This window comes from Izhakiella australiensis, assembly GCF_002006995.1.
GTDB classification, from domain to species: domain Bacteria; phylum Pseudomonadota; class Gammaproteobacteria; order Enterobacterales; family Enterobacteriaceae; genus Izhakiella; species Izhakiella australiensis.
Genome location: NZ_MRUL01000019.1, coordinates 44897 through 61098 on the forward strand (window position 1 = coordinate 44897; position 16202 = coordinate 61098).

Consider the following 16202-nt stretch of genomic DNA (forward strand, 5'->3'; position numbering starts at 1 on the left):
CTCTTTATCCCCCCACAGGGCAACCTGCGGGGGGATTTTTTTTATTTAAAACATCGGCCGGATACCGTTAGAGGCCATCGGCTGCGCCGAGAGCCAGAGAACGCTGGCGGCAATGATCAGCAGCGCGCCCCCCAGCAAGCCCAGACAGGCGACGAAAACCGGTTGAGGCGATGCCGCTTTTTTGCTGAGCCTTATCGCCAGCGCCCGCGAACTTTGCACCAGCAGCGCCAAAGAAGACACGGTAAGCGCCGTACCAACGGCCATCACTAACGCGGAAATGACGCCCCACCAGTAGACATTCACCACTTTGGCAAACAGCAGCATCATAATGGCGCCGGAACAGGGACGCAGCCCCATCGACAGCACCACCAGCACTTTGGTTTTCAGGGTGACAGCCTGCGCCAGCTGCGCTGAATCTGGTACGTGCTGGTGGCCGCAACCGCAATCGGCATGGTGTATATGACCGGATTGGTGGCTTGCAATACGCTGAAATCGCACCGGGCGTAGCGCCCGCTGCAGACGCTTCAGTGCCTTAAAGCACAGAAGCACGCCCAGCAGGCCGACCAGTAAATAGCTGCCTTTCTCCAGCCAGAAGCTGCTGATATGCAGCTGGCGCGAAGAGAGCTGTAAAATGCCCAGCATCAGCGTGACCAGAAATATTGCCACGCAGCCCTGAACCAACGCGGCGGCAAACGTCAGCTGCAGGCTGCTTTTCAGGCGGGTAGGATGCGTGGCGAGAAACGCGCCAATCACCACTTTGCCATGGCCGGGTCCAAGCGCGTGCAGAACGCCATATACCAGGCTAAAACCCACCAACGCCATGCCGGCCTGTCGCCGGTGAGCAGCAAGCTGCTGCAATAACACGGCCATTTGCTGATTCAGGCCGCGCTGCCATTGCATACTTTGCAGCAATATTTGTGGCCAGAAATACCATAGCGCTGCTATCAACAGCGCCAGGATAGCTGCCGTCAGCAGCAGAGGCCAGCGCCTGACGGCGGGCACTTGAGGTTTTGCATTCAGGATCACTGACATGTCAGCGTCACCGTCTGGGCGAACTGTCGGCCAAGATCCATATCCGCTGGCGGCGCATCGGCTTTATCCAGCGAAAGGGCATAGTTTTTCAACGCTGTATTGGCCTCCGGGGTGTGCAAATCAAAACGGCAGCGATTTTTCAGCGCGTCAGGTAATGTCAGGTCATCGGGCTTATCGTAATACATATCAACAAAGTAGGTCGGGTCGAAAGTCAAAAACTTGTATTGCTGTCCGGCCAGCGGCTGCGGCTTCGCCAGCGGCAAAATAAAGGCCAGTACCGCTTTAGCACCCTGGCGGTACAGCCGGTATTCCGGCGGAAGGTTATCAAACTTTACCGGCTTGCCCTGGTGCCAGAACTCGCTGAAGTAGTGCTGCCCCAGCACATTCGCCATCACCTCTGCCGCCAGCTTTTTCCATACAACCGAATCAGGTTTAGCGTTGCCGGCATCGTACAGCAAATCAGCAGAAGTAATCTCGTCCATAGTCCAGATCATACTTAGCCCGGTCAGCCGATCGTCTTTTACCACCGGCGTGGTTTTAATCGCGATAAAGCTGTGCGGATGCGCCTGCGCCGTCTGCGAAAATCCTGCCAGTGTTAAAAGAAGGACAAAAATAACGTTATAATATAACAAATGCAATTCCACCTTTAGCCAGTAGACTTTTTATGTGACCGGACCTGAAAGCCGGAAAAAAAGTCACGCGCGTTATATTTCATAATGCCGATACCCCGCTATTCTTAGCCTTGACATTACTTACTGGAATAACGCGATGAGTTTATCCGAGGTGGAAATCACTTCGTTTTCCAGTCCACAACGCCGCTGCCATTTGCTTTTGCTGTTTTATCTTCCCGGCTATCGCGTGACGCTGGACTCTCTCAGTCAGGTTAATCACAGCGATCAACAGGCCACACGGCAAGATATTACGGAGGTCGGCAGAGAAATCCAGCGTTACCATAAGCTTGAAGTACAAGAGGATGTCTCAGGCGTCTGGCGACTGCAAGGCGAAGAGCTGAATAAACGTTTGTGCCTGTTGCACTGGCTACGCCGCGCGCTGCGCCTGTCGCCTGATTTTGTGCGTCAACATTTTGCCGCTGGTTTACGCCAGCACCTCGCCGCTCAGCGAACAGAAAAAGCCCTGTATGATGAACATAATCTGCAGGCGCTGCTTCGTCATTGCGCGCAGCAGCTAAACCGCAGCTTTTCGCCACGCGACAGCCAGTTTCTGCAGCTATTTTTGCAGTATTGCCTGTGCGCCACCGACAATGTGACCCTTAGCGAACAGCAAACCCAATGGCTACAATCCAAACCGGAATGGCAGATTGGCCGCCAGGTGATGCACTGCTGGCATAAACGTCGCACGTCCCTTGCCGACGATGGTCCTTTTATTGCCCTGTTATTCAGCCTGATATATGCGCCGCAAATTAGTCAGGTTAATCACCAAAACGAGCGGCGACTGAACCTGGCGATTAGCGCACTGACCGCCCGCTTCCAACAGCTGTCAGGGATGCATTTTAGCGATCAAAGCGGCCTGCAGGCGCAGCTCTATACCCATCTGTCCCAGGCGCTGGACAGAGTGATATTCGATATTGGTATTGATGACAGCCTGGCGGAAGAAATCACCGCGCTTTATCCGCGGCTGCTAAGAACAACGCAGCAAGCGCTAAGCTCTTTCGAACGCGACTTCAGCATTCGCTTTTGCCATGAAGAGGTCAGTCTGGTCGCGGTAATCTTTGGCGCCTGGCTGATGCAGGAAAATACGCTACAGGAAAAGCAGGTGCTGCTGTTAACCGGCAGGGATGAGGTTCTGGAAAAGCAGGTAGAACAGCAGCTGCGCGAACTCACGCTACTGCCTTTGAATATTAAGCATCTTGACGTTCAGCTCTGGCAACGTCAGGGGGCGCCTGAAGGCATTGCGCTGGTCGTTTCACCCTACGCTACGGCGCTACCGCTCTACTCTCCGCCGTTAATCCATGCGGAACTGCCGCTGAGCGATTATCACCAGCAGCGGATCCGCGCGCTGCTGGAGGCCTGATAAATAACAACAGGGCGCCTTCGCAGGCGCCCTGTTGTTAGCGACAGGCTAACGGGTACGATCAGGCATACACCGGGAAGCGCGCGCAGATATCGAGCACTTTTTGTTTGATGCGCTCGATGCTGGCTTCATCATTGATGTTATCAAGCAGATCGCTGATCCAGCCGGCCAGCTCGCGCACTTCTGCTTCTTTAAAGCCGCGACGGGTAACCGCCGGCGTACCTATGCGCACGCCGGAAGTCACGAACGGACTTTTCGGATCGTTTGGCACGCTGTTTTTGTTTACGGTAATGTTCGCCCGGCCCAGTACGGCATCAGCCTCTTTACCGGTCAGATTTTTATCCACCAGATCCAGCAGGAACAGGTGGTTATGCGTGCCGCCGGAGACCACGTTATAACCGCGCTCAAGGAATACCTCGACCATCGCTTTGGCGTTTTTGGCAACCTGCTGCTGGTAAACTTTAAACTCCGGCTCCATCGCTTCTTTAAACGCTACGGCTTTACCGGCGATCACGTGCATCAGTGGTCCACCCTGGCCGCCAGGGAAGACCGCTGAGTTCAGTTTCTTATACAGCTCTTCATCACCGCCTTTCGCCAGAATCAGGCCACCGCGCGGACCGGCCAGCGTTTTGTGGGTAGTCGAGGTCACGATATGCGCATGCGGTACCGGGTTAGGATAGACATCGGCGGCGATCAGGCCAGCCACGTGCGCCATATCAACAAACAGCCAGGCGCCGACGCTATCGGCGATTTCACGCATTTTCGACCAATCGCATATGCCGGAATACGCGGAAAAGCCGCCGACGATCATCTTCGGCTGATGGGTCTTCGCCAGTTCAGCCAGCTCCTGATAATCAATTTTACCGCTGTCATCAATGCCGTAAGGCACGACTTTGTACAGTTTACCGGAAAGGTTAACCGGCGAGCCGTGGGTCAGGTGACCGCCGTGCGCCAGGTTCATCCCAAGGATGGTATCGCCGGGCTGCAGCAGCGCTGTATATACGGCAAAGTTCGCCTGTGAACCAGAATGTGGCTGCACGTTGGCATAGTCTGCGCCGAACAGCGCTTTAGCACGATCGATCGCCAGCTGTTCGACGATGTCAACATACTGGCAGCCGCCGTAATAACGTTTGCCCGGATAGCCTTCCGCATATTTATTGGTCAGCTGCGAGCCCTGAGCCTGCATAACCCGCGGGCTGGTATAGTTTTCTGAAGCAATCAGTTCGATGTGCTCTTCCTGGCGTACCTTCTCTTGCTCCATTGCCTGCCATAATTCAGCATCATAATCGGCAATATTCATCTCTCGCTTTAACATCCGCATCTCCTGGCTCAGCTAACTAATTAACGGCAGTGAATAACTATCCGCAAAGGAATTTGCTAACAGTTTAAACGGTTTGTCAGGGGATGAATAGGATCGTATCCAGCTTTTTACGCAAACGGTTGCCTTCAGGCGCAGCAAGGGCTTGCCTGAGATTACTCGCTGGGCATTAACCGTATTTTTATTCATTTACGCCGTGCAGTTTCTTCACGTTTAAACGCGGGTTTACAACCAGCAAAAAGAGCGCTTTTTTTACAGGGTTATTTACAACGTAGCGCCGGGAATTATAACATACATTTAAAATGCATGTTATTAACGCGGAGGAACCGCCATGTTAGACGCTCAGACAATTAAAACCATCAAAGCCACGCTTCCGGTGATCCAGCAAACCGGCCCGGATCTCACTGCCTATTTCTATAACCGCATGTTCCATCATAACCCGGAGCTGAAAGATATTTTCAATATGAGCAATCAGCGTAATGGTAACCAGCGTGAAGCGCTGTTCAACGCTATTTGTGCCTACGCCGCTAATATTGATAATCTCGCTGTACTGCTGCCAGCGGTAGAAAAAATCGCGCAAAAACATACCAGCTTCGCTATTCGCCCCGATCAGTATCAAATTGTTGGCACCCATCTGCTGGCAACTATCGAGGAAATGCTCAACCCGGGCGATGAAGTGCTTGCGGCCTGGGGCAAAGCATACCAGGTGCTGGCCGGCGTATTTATCCAGCGCGAAGAAGAAATATACCAGCATGGTGAACATCAGCCTGGCGGCTGGCGCGGCACACGGGCCTTCCGCATCGCACAAATTCAACCACAAAGCAGCGTAATTAAAAGCGTTGAACTGCAACCCGTTGATGGCCTGCCCGTTAGCGCTTATCAGCCGGGTCAGTATATCGCCGTCTGGTTGAAGGAGGCGGGTTTCAGCAACCAGGAAATTCGCCAGTACTCCCTGACCCGCGCCGCAGACGGTAGAAGCTACCGCATCGCAGTGAAACATGAATCGCAGGGCACCGTTTCCAACTGGCTGCATCAGCATGCCCGGGCCGGCGATACCGTGCATCTGGCGCCGCCGGCCGGTGATTTTTTTATGCAGGCGCTGCCTGATACGCCGATCGCGTTGATTTCCGCCGGGATTGGCCAGACGCCAATGCTGGCAATGTTGCATAGCCTGGCTAATGAAAAGCATGGCGCGCCGGTTGTCTGGTTACATGCCGCGAAAAACGGTGCGTCGGATGCCTTTTCTGATGAAGTTTCTGAGGCCGGTGGCCGGTTGACGCGTTTTGAGAAAGCCATCTGGTACAGTCAGCCGGCGGCCGACGATCGCGGCCGCTATCAGCATCAGGGACATATGCGCCTGCTGGAAGTAGAGGGATTAATTAGCGGCCCGGCAATGCAATTTTACTTCTGTGGGCCATTAGGCTTTATGCAATCTATCGCGCAGCAGCTGAGCGAACTGGGTATCGATGCCTCGCACATGCATTATGAAGTGTTCGGCCCGCATAAGGTTCTGTAATCGCGCGCTAACATCGCGCTCATCCCGCAATATCCGGTAATACAGACAGCAAAAAGGCGCGAAAATCGCGCCTTTTTCACATCAGATGCACCAGGGCGCTCTATCAGATAGCCGCTTCGTCCTCTTCGCCGGTACGGATACGCACCACGCGAGCAACGTCAAAGACAAAGATTTTACCGTCGCCAATTTTACCGGTCTGAGCGGTTTGCATAATGGTCTCAACGCAGGTTTCGGCGATATCATCCGCCACTACCAACTCAATTTTTACCTTGGGTAGAAAATCAACCATATACTCCGCACCGCGATAAAGTTCGGTGTGCCCTTTCTGGCGGCCAAAGCCTTTCACTTCGGTCACGGTCATACCGGTAATGCCAACTTCCGCCAGCGCTTCGCGTACATCGTCAAGTTTGAATGGCTTAATAATTGCGTCAATCTTCTTCATAACAGACCCTTTTTATTCCCGCGCCATCGTGAAGGATAGCCAAAGTATATGTACTACGGACAGGTTCCGCCGCGCGGGCTGTCTCTTTATTTTCCGGCAATTAAACTAGCATAAAAACAGAGGCGAAATAACTATTCTTTGAATTCCGCCGCGTCCAGCTCGTGGCGCGCCAGCAGCTTATAAAACTCCGTGCGATTACGCCCGGCCAGCCGTGCAGCGTGGGTAACATTGCCTTTGGTCATCTGCAGCAGCTTGCGCAGATAGTTAAGCTCAAACTGATTACGTGCCTCGACAAAGGTCGGCAGCACGGTATTTTCACCCTCCAGCGCCTGCTCTACCAGTCCTTCGCCAATAACCGGCGCCGAGCTGAGCGCAACGCATTGCTCAATCACATTGACCAACTGACGCACGTTGCCCGGCCAGCTGGCCGCCATCAGACGTCTCATCGCATCGGTGGAAAAGCTGCGGACTAACGGCTTATGGCGTTCGGCGGCCTGCTTTAGCAAATGCGCCGCCAGCAGCGGAATATCTTCGGCTCGCTCGCGCAATGTCGGCAGCCGCAGGCTGACAACGTTCAGGCGATAATAGAGATCCTCGCGAAACTCCTTTTTTTCCATCGCCCGCGCCAGGTTGCGATGCGTCGCGGAAAGAATACGCACATTGATATCGAGGTCGTGATTGCTGCCGAGCGGTCGAACCTTACGCTCCTGGAGTACGCGCAGCAGCTTAACCTGCAGCGCCTGCGGCATGTCGCCAATTTCATCCAGAAACAGCGTTCCACCTTCGGCGGCCTGAAACAGCCCTTCACGCTGGCTGACCGCGCCGGTGAACGCCCCTTTGGCATGGCCGAAAAGCTCAGATTCGAGCAGCTGCTCCGGCAGCGCGCCGCAGTTAATCGCAATGAAGCGGCGGCTGGCGCGTGGGCTTGCCGCGTGGATCGCCTGAGCCAGCACTTCTTTACCCGTTCCGCTTTGGCCGTTAATCAATACGCTGACATCCGACTGCGCCACCATGCGCGCCTGCTCCAGCAGGCGCAACATTAGCGGGCTGCGCGTAACGATAGATTCACGCCAGGCATCGTCACTGGCCGGGGCGGAATGCTCAAGCGCTTCATCAATCGCCTTGTACAGCGCGTCGCGATCCAACGGCTTGGTGAGAAAGCTAAACACGCCTTTCTGAGTCGCCGCCACGGCGTCAGGGATCGAGCCGTGAGCGGTAAGGATGATCACCGGCAAGCCCGGATGCAGCTTCTGAATTTCAGCAAACAGCGCCAGACCATCCATTTCGTCCATGCGCAGATCGCTGACCACCAGATCGATTTTTTCACGCTGCAGCAGCCTCAGCGCTTCAATGCCATTTATGGCGGTGGCAATGTGAAAACCTTCGCTGCCAAGACGCATCCCCAGTAGCTTCAGCAGGCCGGGATCATCATCAACCAATAGCAGACGCGCGGACTTTTTTATCATGGTTGCGCTTTGCCTCCGGTGGCGTTATCAGAAGTGGCGCCATCGGACCTGTTCCTGCTATGGCTGTTATCAGAGCTGTCGGTGGCGCGGCGCACGGATAGCTGACGTTCAATATCCGCCAGCGAATTTAACTTGCGCTGCGTCTGCGCCAGTTCCTGTTTCAAAACAATTTGCTGATGGCGTAACCCATCAAGCTGGCTATCGCTTTTCTGCTGTAGCTGGGCGTAGCGCATGCGCTCTTCGGCAAGCTGCAATTCAGCCGCCTGGCGGTCGTGCCACAACTGGATAAGCGGTCGCACGGCCGACGGATAATCAAACAGATATTCATCAAGATGTTTGACATAGGCCCGGCGCTCCAGCGGCGTCACGTTGCCGTTATCCAATAAAATGCCCTGCTTAAAAGCACTCTGCCAGTTGGACTGCGGCCAGTTATGCGCCTCGGCGCGGGCATCGGCAGGCGCCATTCGTGCGGCGCAATCCAGCGCACGCAGCCAGTAAAGCGGCCCGTTTAGCGCATGATTGTCACTCACAGCCCAGACGGCATGGCAGGGGACATTATTAAAGTTGGTGACGTTGATTTCCGACGCCATCGGCGCCTGAATCAATGCAACGTGCTCGCCCTGCGGCTGGGTTGAACAAGCGCTCAGACTCAGCAGCGAGAATATGATGCCCACCAGTCGGAGAGGCCGGATGGCAATCTTACGGTATATCATGGCGCATCATCCCCGGCTGTTGATAGTTCAATCTGGAAACAAACGTCGGCATCTTTTCTGTCAACCAGGCGCAGCTCACCCTGCAGGCGACGCATACAATCCTGAGCAATACTCAATCCTAACCCGCTGCCCTTCACGGCTCCTTTGCGGTGGGCGCTGCCCTGCCAGAATGGCTCGAAAATCATCTCCTGCTCCCCGGCAGGAATGCGGCGCCCGGTATTCGCCACTTCGATAAACAGCCGCTGGTTTTTTTCATAGCTGCGGATCCAGATGGTAGCGGATTGCTTACCGTAATGCACTGCGTTGGAGTACAGGTTATCCAGTACGCGGGCTAACAGCGTTGGCTCCGCCAGGCAGTGAACTGCCGCCAGATCAATGTGCGTCTGAATCAGTTTTGCCCGCGCCGGCAGGCTGTGGGACGACACCACCATCTCCACCAGCTCAGGCAGATTTACCTGACTGAGACTGACCGGCCCGTCTGCCAGCTTTCTGTTGTAATCCAGTAGCTGTTCAATCAGCTGCTGCAAATGCCGGCTGCTGTTATTAAGAATTGCCACGACTTCGCGCTGATCGGCAGTCAGAGGGCCGGCAACTTCATCTGCCAGCAGTTCCGTACCTTCGCGCATACTGGCCAGCGGCGTTTTTAACTCATGGGAAATATGACGCAGAAATTCATGGCGCTGTGATTCCAGCCAGCTAAGCCGCTCGCTCAACCAGATAATGCGTTGTGCCAACGACTGAATTTCGCGCGGTCCCCTGAAGGCAATGCTCTGGCCGGGAGCACGTCCTTCGCCAAGACGGTTGATCATCCGCTCAACGCCTTTTACCGGACCGATAATCATACGGGTAAACAGCAACACCAGCCCGAGCGTAACGGCAAACAGGATCAGCGCCTGCCAGCCAAAGAACTGGCCGCGCTCGGCGATAGTACGCTGTAACTCAAGGCCGCGAGAAAAAACCACTTCGCGGGTCGTCTTGACCTGATCGGCATTCGCTTGCGAAAACATTTCCAGCGTTTGTGACATCTGACTAACCGGCGCATTATTGGCGCACTGCAATTCGTTAAGCTGCAACAGCAGCTGACGTAGCTTTTCGGTCTGGTTTGCGTCCGGCAGCGAGGCGGCATGCTCATCCAGCATGTTGGTATAGCGGGTATATTGCGTCTGATAAAGTTGCGCCAGCAGCGTATCACCCAGCACGCAGTACTGACGATAGCTGCGCTCCAGCTCCAGCGCGGTGCGCGCCATCACCTCACTGCGACGAATATCGCTTAAGGTGTTGCGGTTGGTATCGGCAGCCTGCTGACTGAGAACAGAAAGGCTTTCCCACGCCTGCCAGGCCAGAATAAGTAAAGGGAGCAGCACCAGAAGAAAGGCCATCAGCACCAGCTGACGCAGTGATCGGGGAAAAATTCGCCATTGCCTGAACACAGTCGGCCCTCCAAAGTTAACGTTATGATGCTACTGGAGTGGCGTGCCGTAGTGAAGCTGCAATAAAAAAGAAAACGGCAGAACCTTTAGGTTCTGCCGCTGCATTTACGCCGCCGCAGACGACGTAGAGAAATTAGGTGGTGCCTAACTCAACGTTGCGTCCAATGCTTGATAACGGCCCGGAGGCTCGCTTATCGGTCTGGAGGACGACAGGCACCGTTTTGTGCGTCATTCAATTTTTATGAGCGCTTGACCGCCGGAGCAGGGCATCATAAACAGGCGAATGAGCAACATCGCTATATTAGCAATATCCATGCCAAAATCAAAAAAACTTTATAACCTGTTCATTGAAAAGCAAAAAATATAGCCATCGCTCATTATCTGCACTGAGCGCGCCGCACCATTGACCCGCGAACGTCACCAATTAACGACAAAACTCAGACGACTTAGCTATATGATTTAAAATCAATAAATTAAATGTCGCCCAATGGCGACATCCGCTAATGCAGGTTGTCGCTATGCGACAACATCCCACCAGCTTATTTATTGAGACAATTAACCCGCCGCCGGTATCTGCCGGCGGCGGGCTTGAATCGCGCTTCCCGCGCCCGCTAAGCAGGCGCCTTTCGGTTAACCCAGTTGCCTGCGCCCATTGCGGAACAGGCGCATCCATGGGCCGTCTTCGCCCCACTCTGCCGGATGCCAGGAGTTGCTGACGCTGCGGAAAACCCGTTCCGGGTGCGGCATCATAATAGTGACGCGCCCACTTTCGTTAGTCAGCGCCGTAATGCCGTTCGGCGAACCATTAGGGTTCGCTGGATAGCGTTCAGTGACCTTGCCAAAATTATCCACATAGCGCAGCGCCACCAATCCTTTGGCCTCCAGCGCAGCCAGATGCGCGCCATCACGCATTTCCGCATAGCCTTCACCGTGCGAGACGACAATCGGTATACGCGAACCTGCCATGCCTTCCAGCAGCAGCGACGGGCCGGAAGCAACCTCCACCAGGCTAAAGCGGGCCTCAAAACGCTCGGACTGATTACGGACAAAGCGCGGCCACAGCTCGCTGCCGGGGATCAGGTCACGCAGATTAGACATCATCTGACAACCGTTACACACGCCAAGGGCCAGCGTCTGCGGGCGATGGAAGAAGTTTTCAAACTCATCGCGCACGCGGGCATTGAACAGAATCGATTTTGCCCATCCTTCGCCCGCACCCAGCACGTCGCCGTAGGAAAAGCCGCCGCAGGCAACCAGCGCCTGCATATCCTTCAGGTCGCGCTGCCCTGACAGCAGATCGCTCATGTGAACGTCGATCGCCTCAAAACCGGCACGATGGAATGCTGCCGCCATCTCGACCTGGGAGTTAACCCCCTGCTCGCGCAGCACAGCCACTTTCGGCCGCACACCTTTAGCAATATAAGGCGCCGCAACATCCTCATTTATAGCGAAACTGAGCGCGATATTCAGGCCCGGATCGCGGTCATCCTTTTTCGCCTCGTGTTCCTGGTCGGCACACTGCGGATTATCACGCAGGCGCTGCATCTGCCAGGTGGTTTCCGCCCACCAGGTGCGCAACGTGGTGCGACTTTCGCTGTACACCGCAGAGCTGCCCGCCGTGATAACGAAGCGGTCACCGGCCTGAGCCTGCCCCAGATAATGCACGCAATCAGCAAGGCCGTTGGCGGCCAGGATTTGTTCCACCGCAGAGCGCTCTGACGCACGAACCTGAATCACGGCGCCCAGCTCTTCATTAAACAGCGCGGCCAGACGATCGGCCCCTTGTGACGCAATATCGACCTCAAGACCGCAGTGGCCGGTAAAGGCCATTTCCGCCAGGGTAACCAGCAGACCGCCATCGGAGCGGTCGTGGTAGGCAAGCAGCTTTTGTTCGCTGACCAGCGTCTGCATAGCGTTAAAGAAACCGGCCAGCTGCGCGACGTCACGTACGTCGGCCGGCTTGTCGCCCAGCTGACGATAAACCTGCGCCAGCGCTGTGGCGCCAAGGGCGTTATGTCCCTTACCAAGATCGATCAGCAGCAGCGCATTCTCTTCGTCGGCAACCAGCTGTGGCGTAACGGTGCGTCGCACATCTTCCACGCGGGCAAAGGCGGTTATCACCAATGATAAAGGCGCCGTCATTTCACGCGTCTGGCTGCCTTCCTGCCAGCGGGTTTTCATCGACATAGAGTCTTTGCCGACCGGGATAGTGATCCCCAGCGCCGGGCAGAGTTCTTCACCAATGGCCTTTACCGCCGCGTACAAGCCCGCATCTTCGCCGGGATGGCCGGCTGCGGCCATCCAGTTAGCTGAGAGTTTAATACGGCGCATGGCGCCGATAGCGGTGGCAGCGATATTGGTAATCGCTTCCCCCACCGCCAGGCGAGCGGAAGCGGCAAAATCAAGCAGTGCCACCGGCGCACGTTCGCCCATCGACATCGCTTCGCCGTAGTAGCTATCGAGGCTGGCGCTGGTAACGGCGCAGTTAGCTACCGGAATTTGCCACGGGCCAACCATCTGATCGCGCGCCACCATGCCGGTAACGCTGCGGTCGCCAATGGTCACCAGAAAGGTTTTTTCCGCCACCGCAGGCAGGTGCAGAACGCGTTTTACCGCCGCTTCCAGGGTAATGTCATCCTGCCGCAGCGCTGCGCCTTTGGCGGTCAGGCTTACCACGTCGCGGGTCATTTTCGGCGTTTTGCCAAGCAAAACATCGAGCGGCATGTCGATAGGCTTATTAGCGAAGTGGCTGTCAGACAACGACAGGTGCAGCTCCTCGGTTGCTTCACCAATCACCGCATAGGGCGCACGCTCGCGCTGGCACAGCTCGGTAAACAGCGCCAGCTTGTCTGGCGCCACCGCCAGCACGTAACGTTCTTGCGACTCGTTACACCAAATCTCCAGCGGGCTCATTCCCGGCTCATCGCTCAGAATATCGCGCAGATTAAAACGCCCGCCGCGACCGCCGTCGTTGACCAGCTCCGGCATCGCATTGGACAGTCCGCCGGCGCCAACGTCATGAATAAACAGAATCGGGTTTTCTTCCCCCAGTTGCCAGCAGCGATCGATAACTTCCTGGCAGCGCCGCTCCATTTCCGGGTTATCGCGCTGTACTGAGGCAAAATCAAGGTCGGCATCCGACTGGCCGGAAGCCATTGATGACGCCGCGCCGCCGCCCAGGCCGATATTCATCGCCGGACCGCCGAGCACGATCAGCTTAGCACCAACGCTGATTTCACCTTTTTGGACGTGCTCAGCGCGGATATTCCCCATGCCGCCGGCGATCATTATCGGCTTGTGATAACCGCGCAGCTCGACGCCGTTATGGCTGTATACTTCTTCTTCATAAGTCCGGAAATAGCCGTTCAGCGCCGGACGACCGAACTCATTGTTAAAGGCAGCGCCGCCCAGCGGCCCTTCCAGCATGATGTCCAACGCGCTGACAATACGATCCGGCTTGCCAAAGTCCTGCTCCCAGGGCTGCTCAAATCCCGGAATCCGCAGATTAGAAACCGAAAAACCCACCAAGCCAGCTTTGGGCTTGGCACCACGCCCGGTTGCTCCCTCGTCGCGGATCTCACCACCGGAGCCGGTAGCCGCACCGGGCCAGGGTGAAATCGCCGTTGGATGGTTATGGGTTTCTACCTTCATCAGAATGTGCGCCTGTTCCTGATGAAAGTCATAGCTTTTGGCCTGATGATCGGCATAAAAGCGGCCAACCTCGGAACCTTCCATCACCGCAGCGTTATCTTTATAAGCGGAAAGAACGTGGTCCGGGGTGTGTTCCCAGGTATTTTTAATCATTTTAAACAGGGATTTTGGCTGCTTTTCGCCATCAATAATCCAGTCGGCGTTAAAAATTTTATGGCGGCAGTGCTCAGAGTTAGCCTGAGCAAACATATACAGTTCGATATCGTTCGGGTTGCGCCCCAGATTTTCAAACGCCGTCTGCAGGTAATCTATTTCATCCTCCGCCAGCGCCAGCCCCAGCTTACGGTTTGCCTGTTCAAGCGCGCTGCGCCCCTGCCCCAGCACGTCAACGCTCTGCAGCGGCTGCGGTTGGTGCAGAGCAAACAGCTGCTGCGCCTGCTGCAGTTCGCTGAATACCGTTTCCATCATGCGATCGTGCAGCAGCGCGCTAAGCTGCTGCCATTGTGCCTCTGTCAGCTGCGGTGCGCTGATATAAAAAGCCAGCCCGCGCTCCAGCCTTTTTACCTGCGACAAGCCACAGTTGTGCGCGATATCCGTTGCTTTCGATGACCACGGAGAGAGGGTGCCCGGCCGCGGCGTTACCAGCAGCAGACGGCCGGTCGGCGCATGTTCTGCCAGCGAGGGACCATATTTTAAGATTTCCTTCAGGCGAAGATGCTCATCATCGCTAAGCGGCTGGCTGACATCGGCAAAGTGGACGTACTCGGCATAAATATCGCTCACCGGCAGATGAGCATCCTGAAAGCGGGCCAGTAATTTATTAATACGGAATGCCGACAAAGCGGGCGAACCACGCAGAATTTCCATCATCAAAGGTCTCTCGTCTTCGAAGCGCCGGGAGCGGCGCTTCATTGGGCGCAACAACAAGGAAAGCGGGCGTATTATAGAGAATCCACTCCGCCAACGAAACCGTTTGCGCTGAATTTATCCCACCAGGTAATTGGCTAAAAATCACACAAAAGCCACTGAATTAAGTTGCGGATCTAAGCGTTGTTGCGCAAAATGCCCCACGCTCAGGAAGATTATAGACAACTAATACTGCCGCTAAAGGTGGAAACCTGAGAAAATTTCGAGAGATAACTATTTGAAACGCCTTAAAATTAATTATCTGCTGGTTGGAATGCTGACGCTGCTACTGGCGCTTGCGTTATGGCCTTCAATCCCTTGGTATGGCGGATCGGAGGACCGGATCGCGCAGATAAAATCGCGGGGAGTTTTAAGAATGAGTACCATTAATTCTCCGCTGACTTACTACACAATCAATAATGCACCGGCGGGCCTGGATTATGAGCTGGCGAAGCGTTTCGCCGCCTATCTTGGCGTCAGGCTGGAAGTCACCGTGCGCCCCAATCTCAGCGATCTGTTTGACGATCTGGAAGATGATAAAGCCGATATCCTGGCCGCGGGTCTGATTTACAATAATGAACGACTGACGCACTTTCGCACCGGCCCTACCTATTATTCCGTTTCGCAGCAGCTGGTTTACCGTATCGGCAACCCCCGGCCGCGAACCCTTGGCGATCTCAAGGGGCATCTGATCGTCGCTTCCGGCTCCGCTTATCTTTCCAGCCTGCGCAATGCGAAAGAGAGCAAATATCCCGATCTTGACTGGGCTATATCCACCGATCAGGGGCCGCAGGCGCTGCTACAGGCCGTCGCCGACGGCAAGCTGGATTATACCATCGGCGATTCAGTGACCATTGCCCTGTTGCAACGCGTTCACCCGCAGCTGGCCGTCGCCTTCGATGTGACCGATGAAGAGCCGGTTACCTGGTATCTGCCGCGCGATGGTGACGACAGCCTCAATGCCGCGCTGCTTGATTACTTCGATATGCTTGGGGAAGAGGGCACGATGGCGCGCCTTGAAGAGAAGTATCTTGGTCACGTAGGCACCTTTGACTACGTTGATACCCGGACCTTTCTCAACGCGATTGATGCCATCCTGCCAGACATCAAACCGCTGTTTCAACGCTATGCCCGCCAGATAGACTGGCGCCTGCTGGCCGCAATTTCCTATCAGGAATCGCACTGGAACCCGCAGGCCACCTCGCCTACCGGCGTGCGCGGTCTGATGATGCTGACGCGCAATACCGCTGACAGCCTGAGCGTCGCTGACCGTACCGATCCGGAACAGAGCATTCGCGGCGGCAGCGAATATCTGGAAAGGATGATGGAGAAGGTGCCCGCCACCATTCCGGAGGACGAGCGCATTTGGTTTGCGCTGGCGGCCTATAACATAGGCTATGCCCATATGCTGGATGCTCGCAAGCTCACCGAAAAACAGAAGGGTAATCCTGACAGCTGGGCCGATGTGAAGGTACGCCTGCCAATGCTGAGCCAAAAACGCTATTACGCTCAGACAACCTACGGCTATGCCCGCGGGCAGGAAGCATATAACTACGTGGAAAACATCCGCAAATATCAGCTCAGTCTGGTCGGTTATTTGCAGGAACAGGAAAGAAAAATAGCCCAGCAAAAAGCGCTGGAGGCAACGCTTGGCAGCGGTTATCCCGCGGTTGACCCCGACGTGGCGATGAACTGAT

Annotated in this window: 11 protein-coding genes; 3 read left to right on the forward strand and 8 right to left on the reverse strand. The window is 55.3% G+C overall.

Annotation, left to right across the window (positions count from 1 at the left end):
* Positions 1-45 precede the first annotated feature (45 nt).
* Both BTJ39_RS19830 and BTJ39_RS19835 read right to left on the reverse strand, forming a co-directional pair.
* Positions 46-1032: a nickel/cobalt transporter gene (locus BTJ39_RS19830; protein WP_096777766.1), complete on the reverse strand. Its 987-nt coding sequence runs from the start codon at positions 1030-1032 to the stop codon at positions 46-48.
* Positions 1023-1664: a DUF1007 family protein gene (locus tag BTJ39_RS19835; protein WP_078004450.1), complete on the reverse strand. Its 642-nt coding sequence runs from the start codon at positions 1662-1664 to the stop codon at positions 1023-1025. Before BTJ39_RS19835 ends, BTJ39_RS19830 begins: the two co-directional genes overlap by 10 nt.
* Before the next feature lie 136 nt (positions 1665-1800).
* Between BTJ39_RS19835 and csiE the strand changes: the two genes are divergently transcribed.
* On the forward strand, positions 1801-3063 hold the full coding sequence (gene csiE, locus BTJ39_RS19840) for a stationary phase inducible protein CsiE (protein WP_078004451.1): 1263 nt from the start codon (positions 1801-1803) through the stop codon (positions 3061-3063).
* Positions 3064-3124: 61 nt separating this feature from the next.
* Here the strand turns inward: csiE and glyA are convergent, their stop codons facing one another.
* Complete coding sequence (gene glyA, locus BTJ39_RS19845; protein WP_078004452.1) at positions 3125-4378, reverse strand: serine hydroxymethyltransferase; 1254 nt, start codon at positions 4376-4378, stop codon at positions 3125-3127.
* A gap of 334 nt (positions 4379-4712) precedes the next feature.
* Here glyA and hmpA point away from each other — a divergent pair, with 334 nt between their 5' ends.
* Complete coding sequence (gene hmpA / locus BTJ39_RS19850) at positions 4713-5897, forward strand: NO-inducible flavohemoprotein (RefSeq protein WP_078004453.1); 1185 nt, start codon at positions 4713-4715, stop codon at positions 5895-5897.
* Positions 5898-6000: 103 nt separating this feature from the next.
* Here hmpA and glnB read toward each other — a convergent pair whose 3' ends face one another.
* The 5 genes from glnB to purL all read right to left on the reverse strand — a co-directional run bounded on the left by glnB (position 6001) and on the right by purL (position 14469).
* A complete protein-coding gene (gene glnB / locus BTJ39_RS19855; protein ID WP_078004454.1) occupies positions 6001-6339 on the reverse strand; it encodes a nitrogen regulatory protein P-II in 339 nt (112 codons plus the stop codon).
* 131 nt (positions 6340-6470) lie between these two features.
* A complete protein-coding gene (glrR, locus tag BTJ39_RS19860; protein ID WP_078004455.1) occupies positions 6471-7805 on the reverse strand; it encodes a two-component system response regulator GlrR in 1335 nt (444 codons plus the stop codon).
* Positions 7802-8518 carry a two-component system QseEF-associated lipoprotein QseG gene (gene qseG / locus BTJ39_RS19865; RefSeq protein ID WP_078004456.1) on the reverse strand — a complete coding sequence of 239 codons (717 nt, stop codon included), beginning with the start codon at positions 8516-8518 and terminating at the stop codon, positions 7802-7804. The genes glrR and qseG overlap by 4 nt, the downstream gene beginning before the upstream one ends.
* A complete protein-coding gene (locus tag BTJ39_RS19870; RefSeq protein WP_078004457.1) occupies positions 8515-9897 on the reverse strand; it encodes a sensor histidine kinase in 1383 nt (460 codons plus the stop codon). The genes qseG and BTJ39_RS19870 overlap by 4 nt, the downstream gene beginning before the upstream one ends.
* 681 nt (positions 9898-10578) lie before the next feature.
* A complete protein-coding gene (purL, locus tag BTJ39_RS19875) occupies positions 10579-14469 on the reverse strand; it encodes a phosphoribosylformylglycinamidine synthase (RefSeq protein WP_078004458.1) in 3891 nt (1296 codons plus the stop codon).
* Positions 14470-14743: 274 nt separating this feature from the next.
* Here purL and mltF point away from each other — a divergent pair, with 274 nt between their 5' ends.
* On the forward strand, positions 14744-16201 hold the full coding sequence (gene mltF, locus BTJ39_RS19880) for a membrane-bound lytic murein transglycosylase MltF (RefSeq protein WP_078004459.1): 1458 nt from the start codon (positions 14744-14746) through the stop codon (positions 16199-16201).
* Position 16202: the final 1 nt, after the last annotated feature.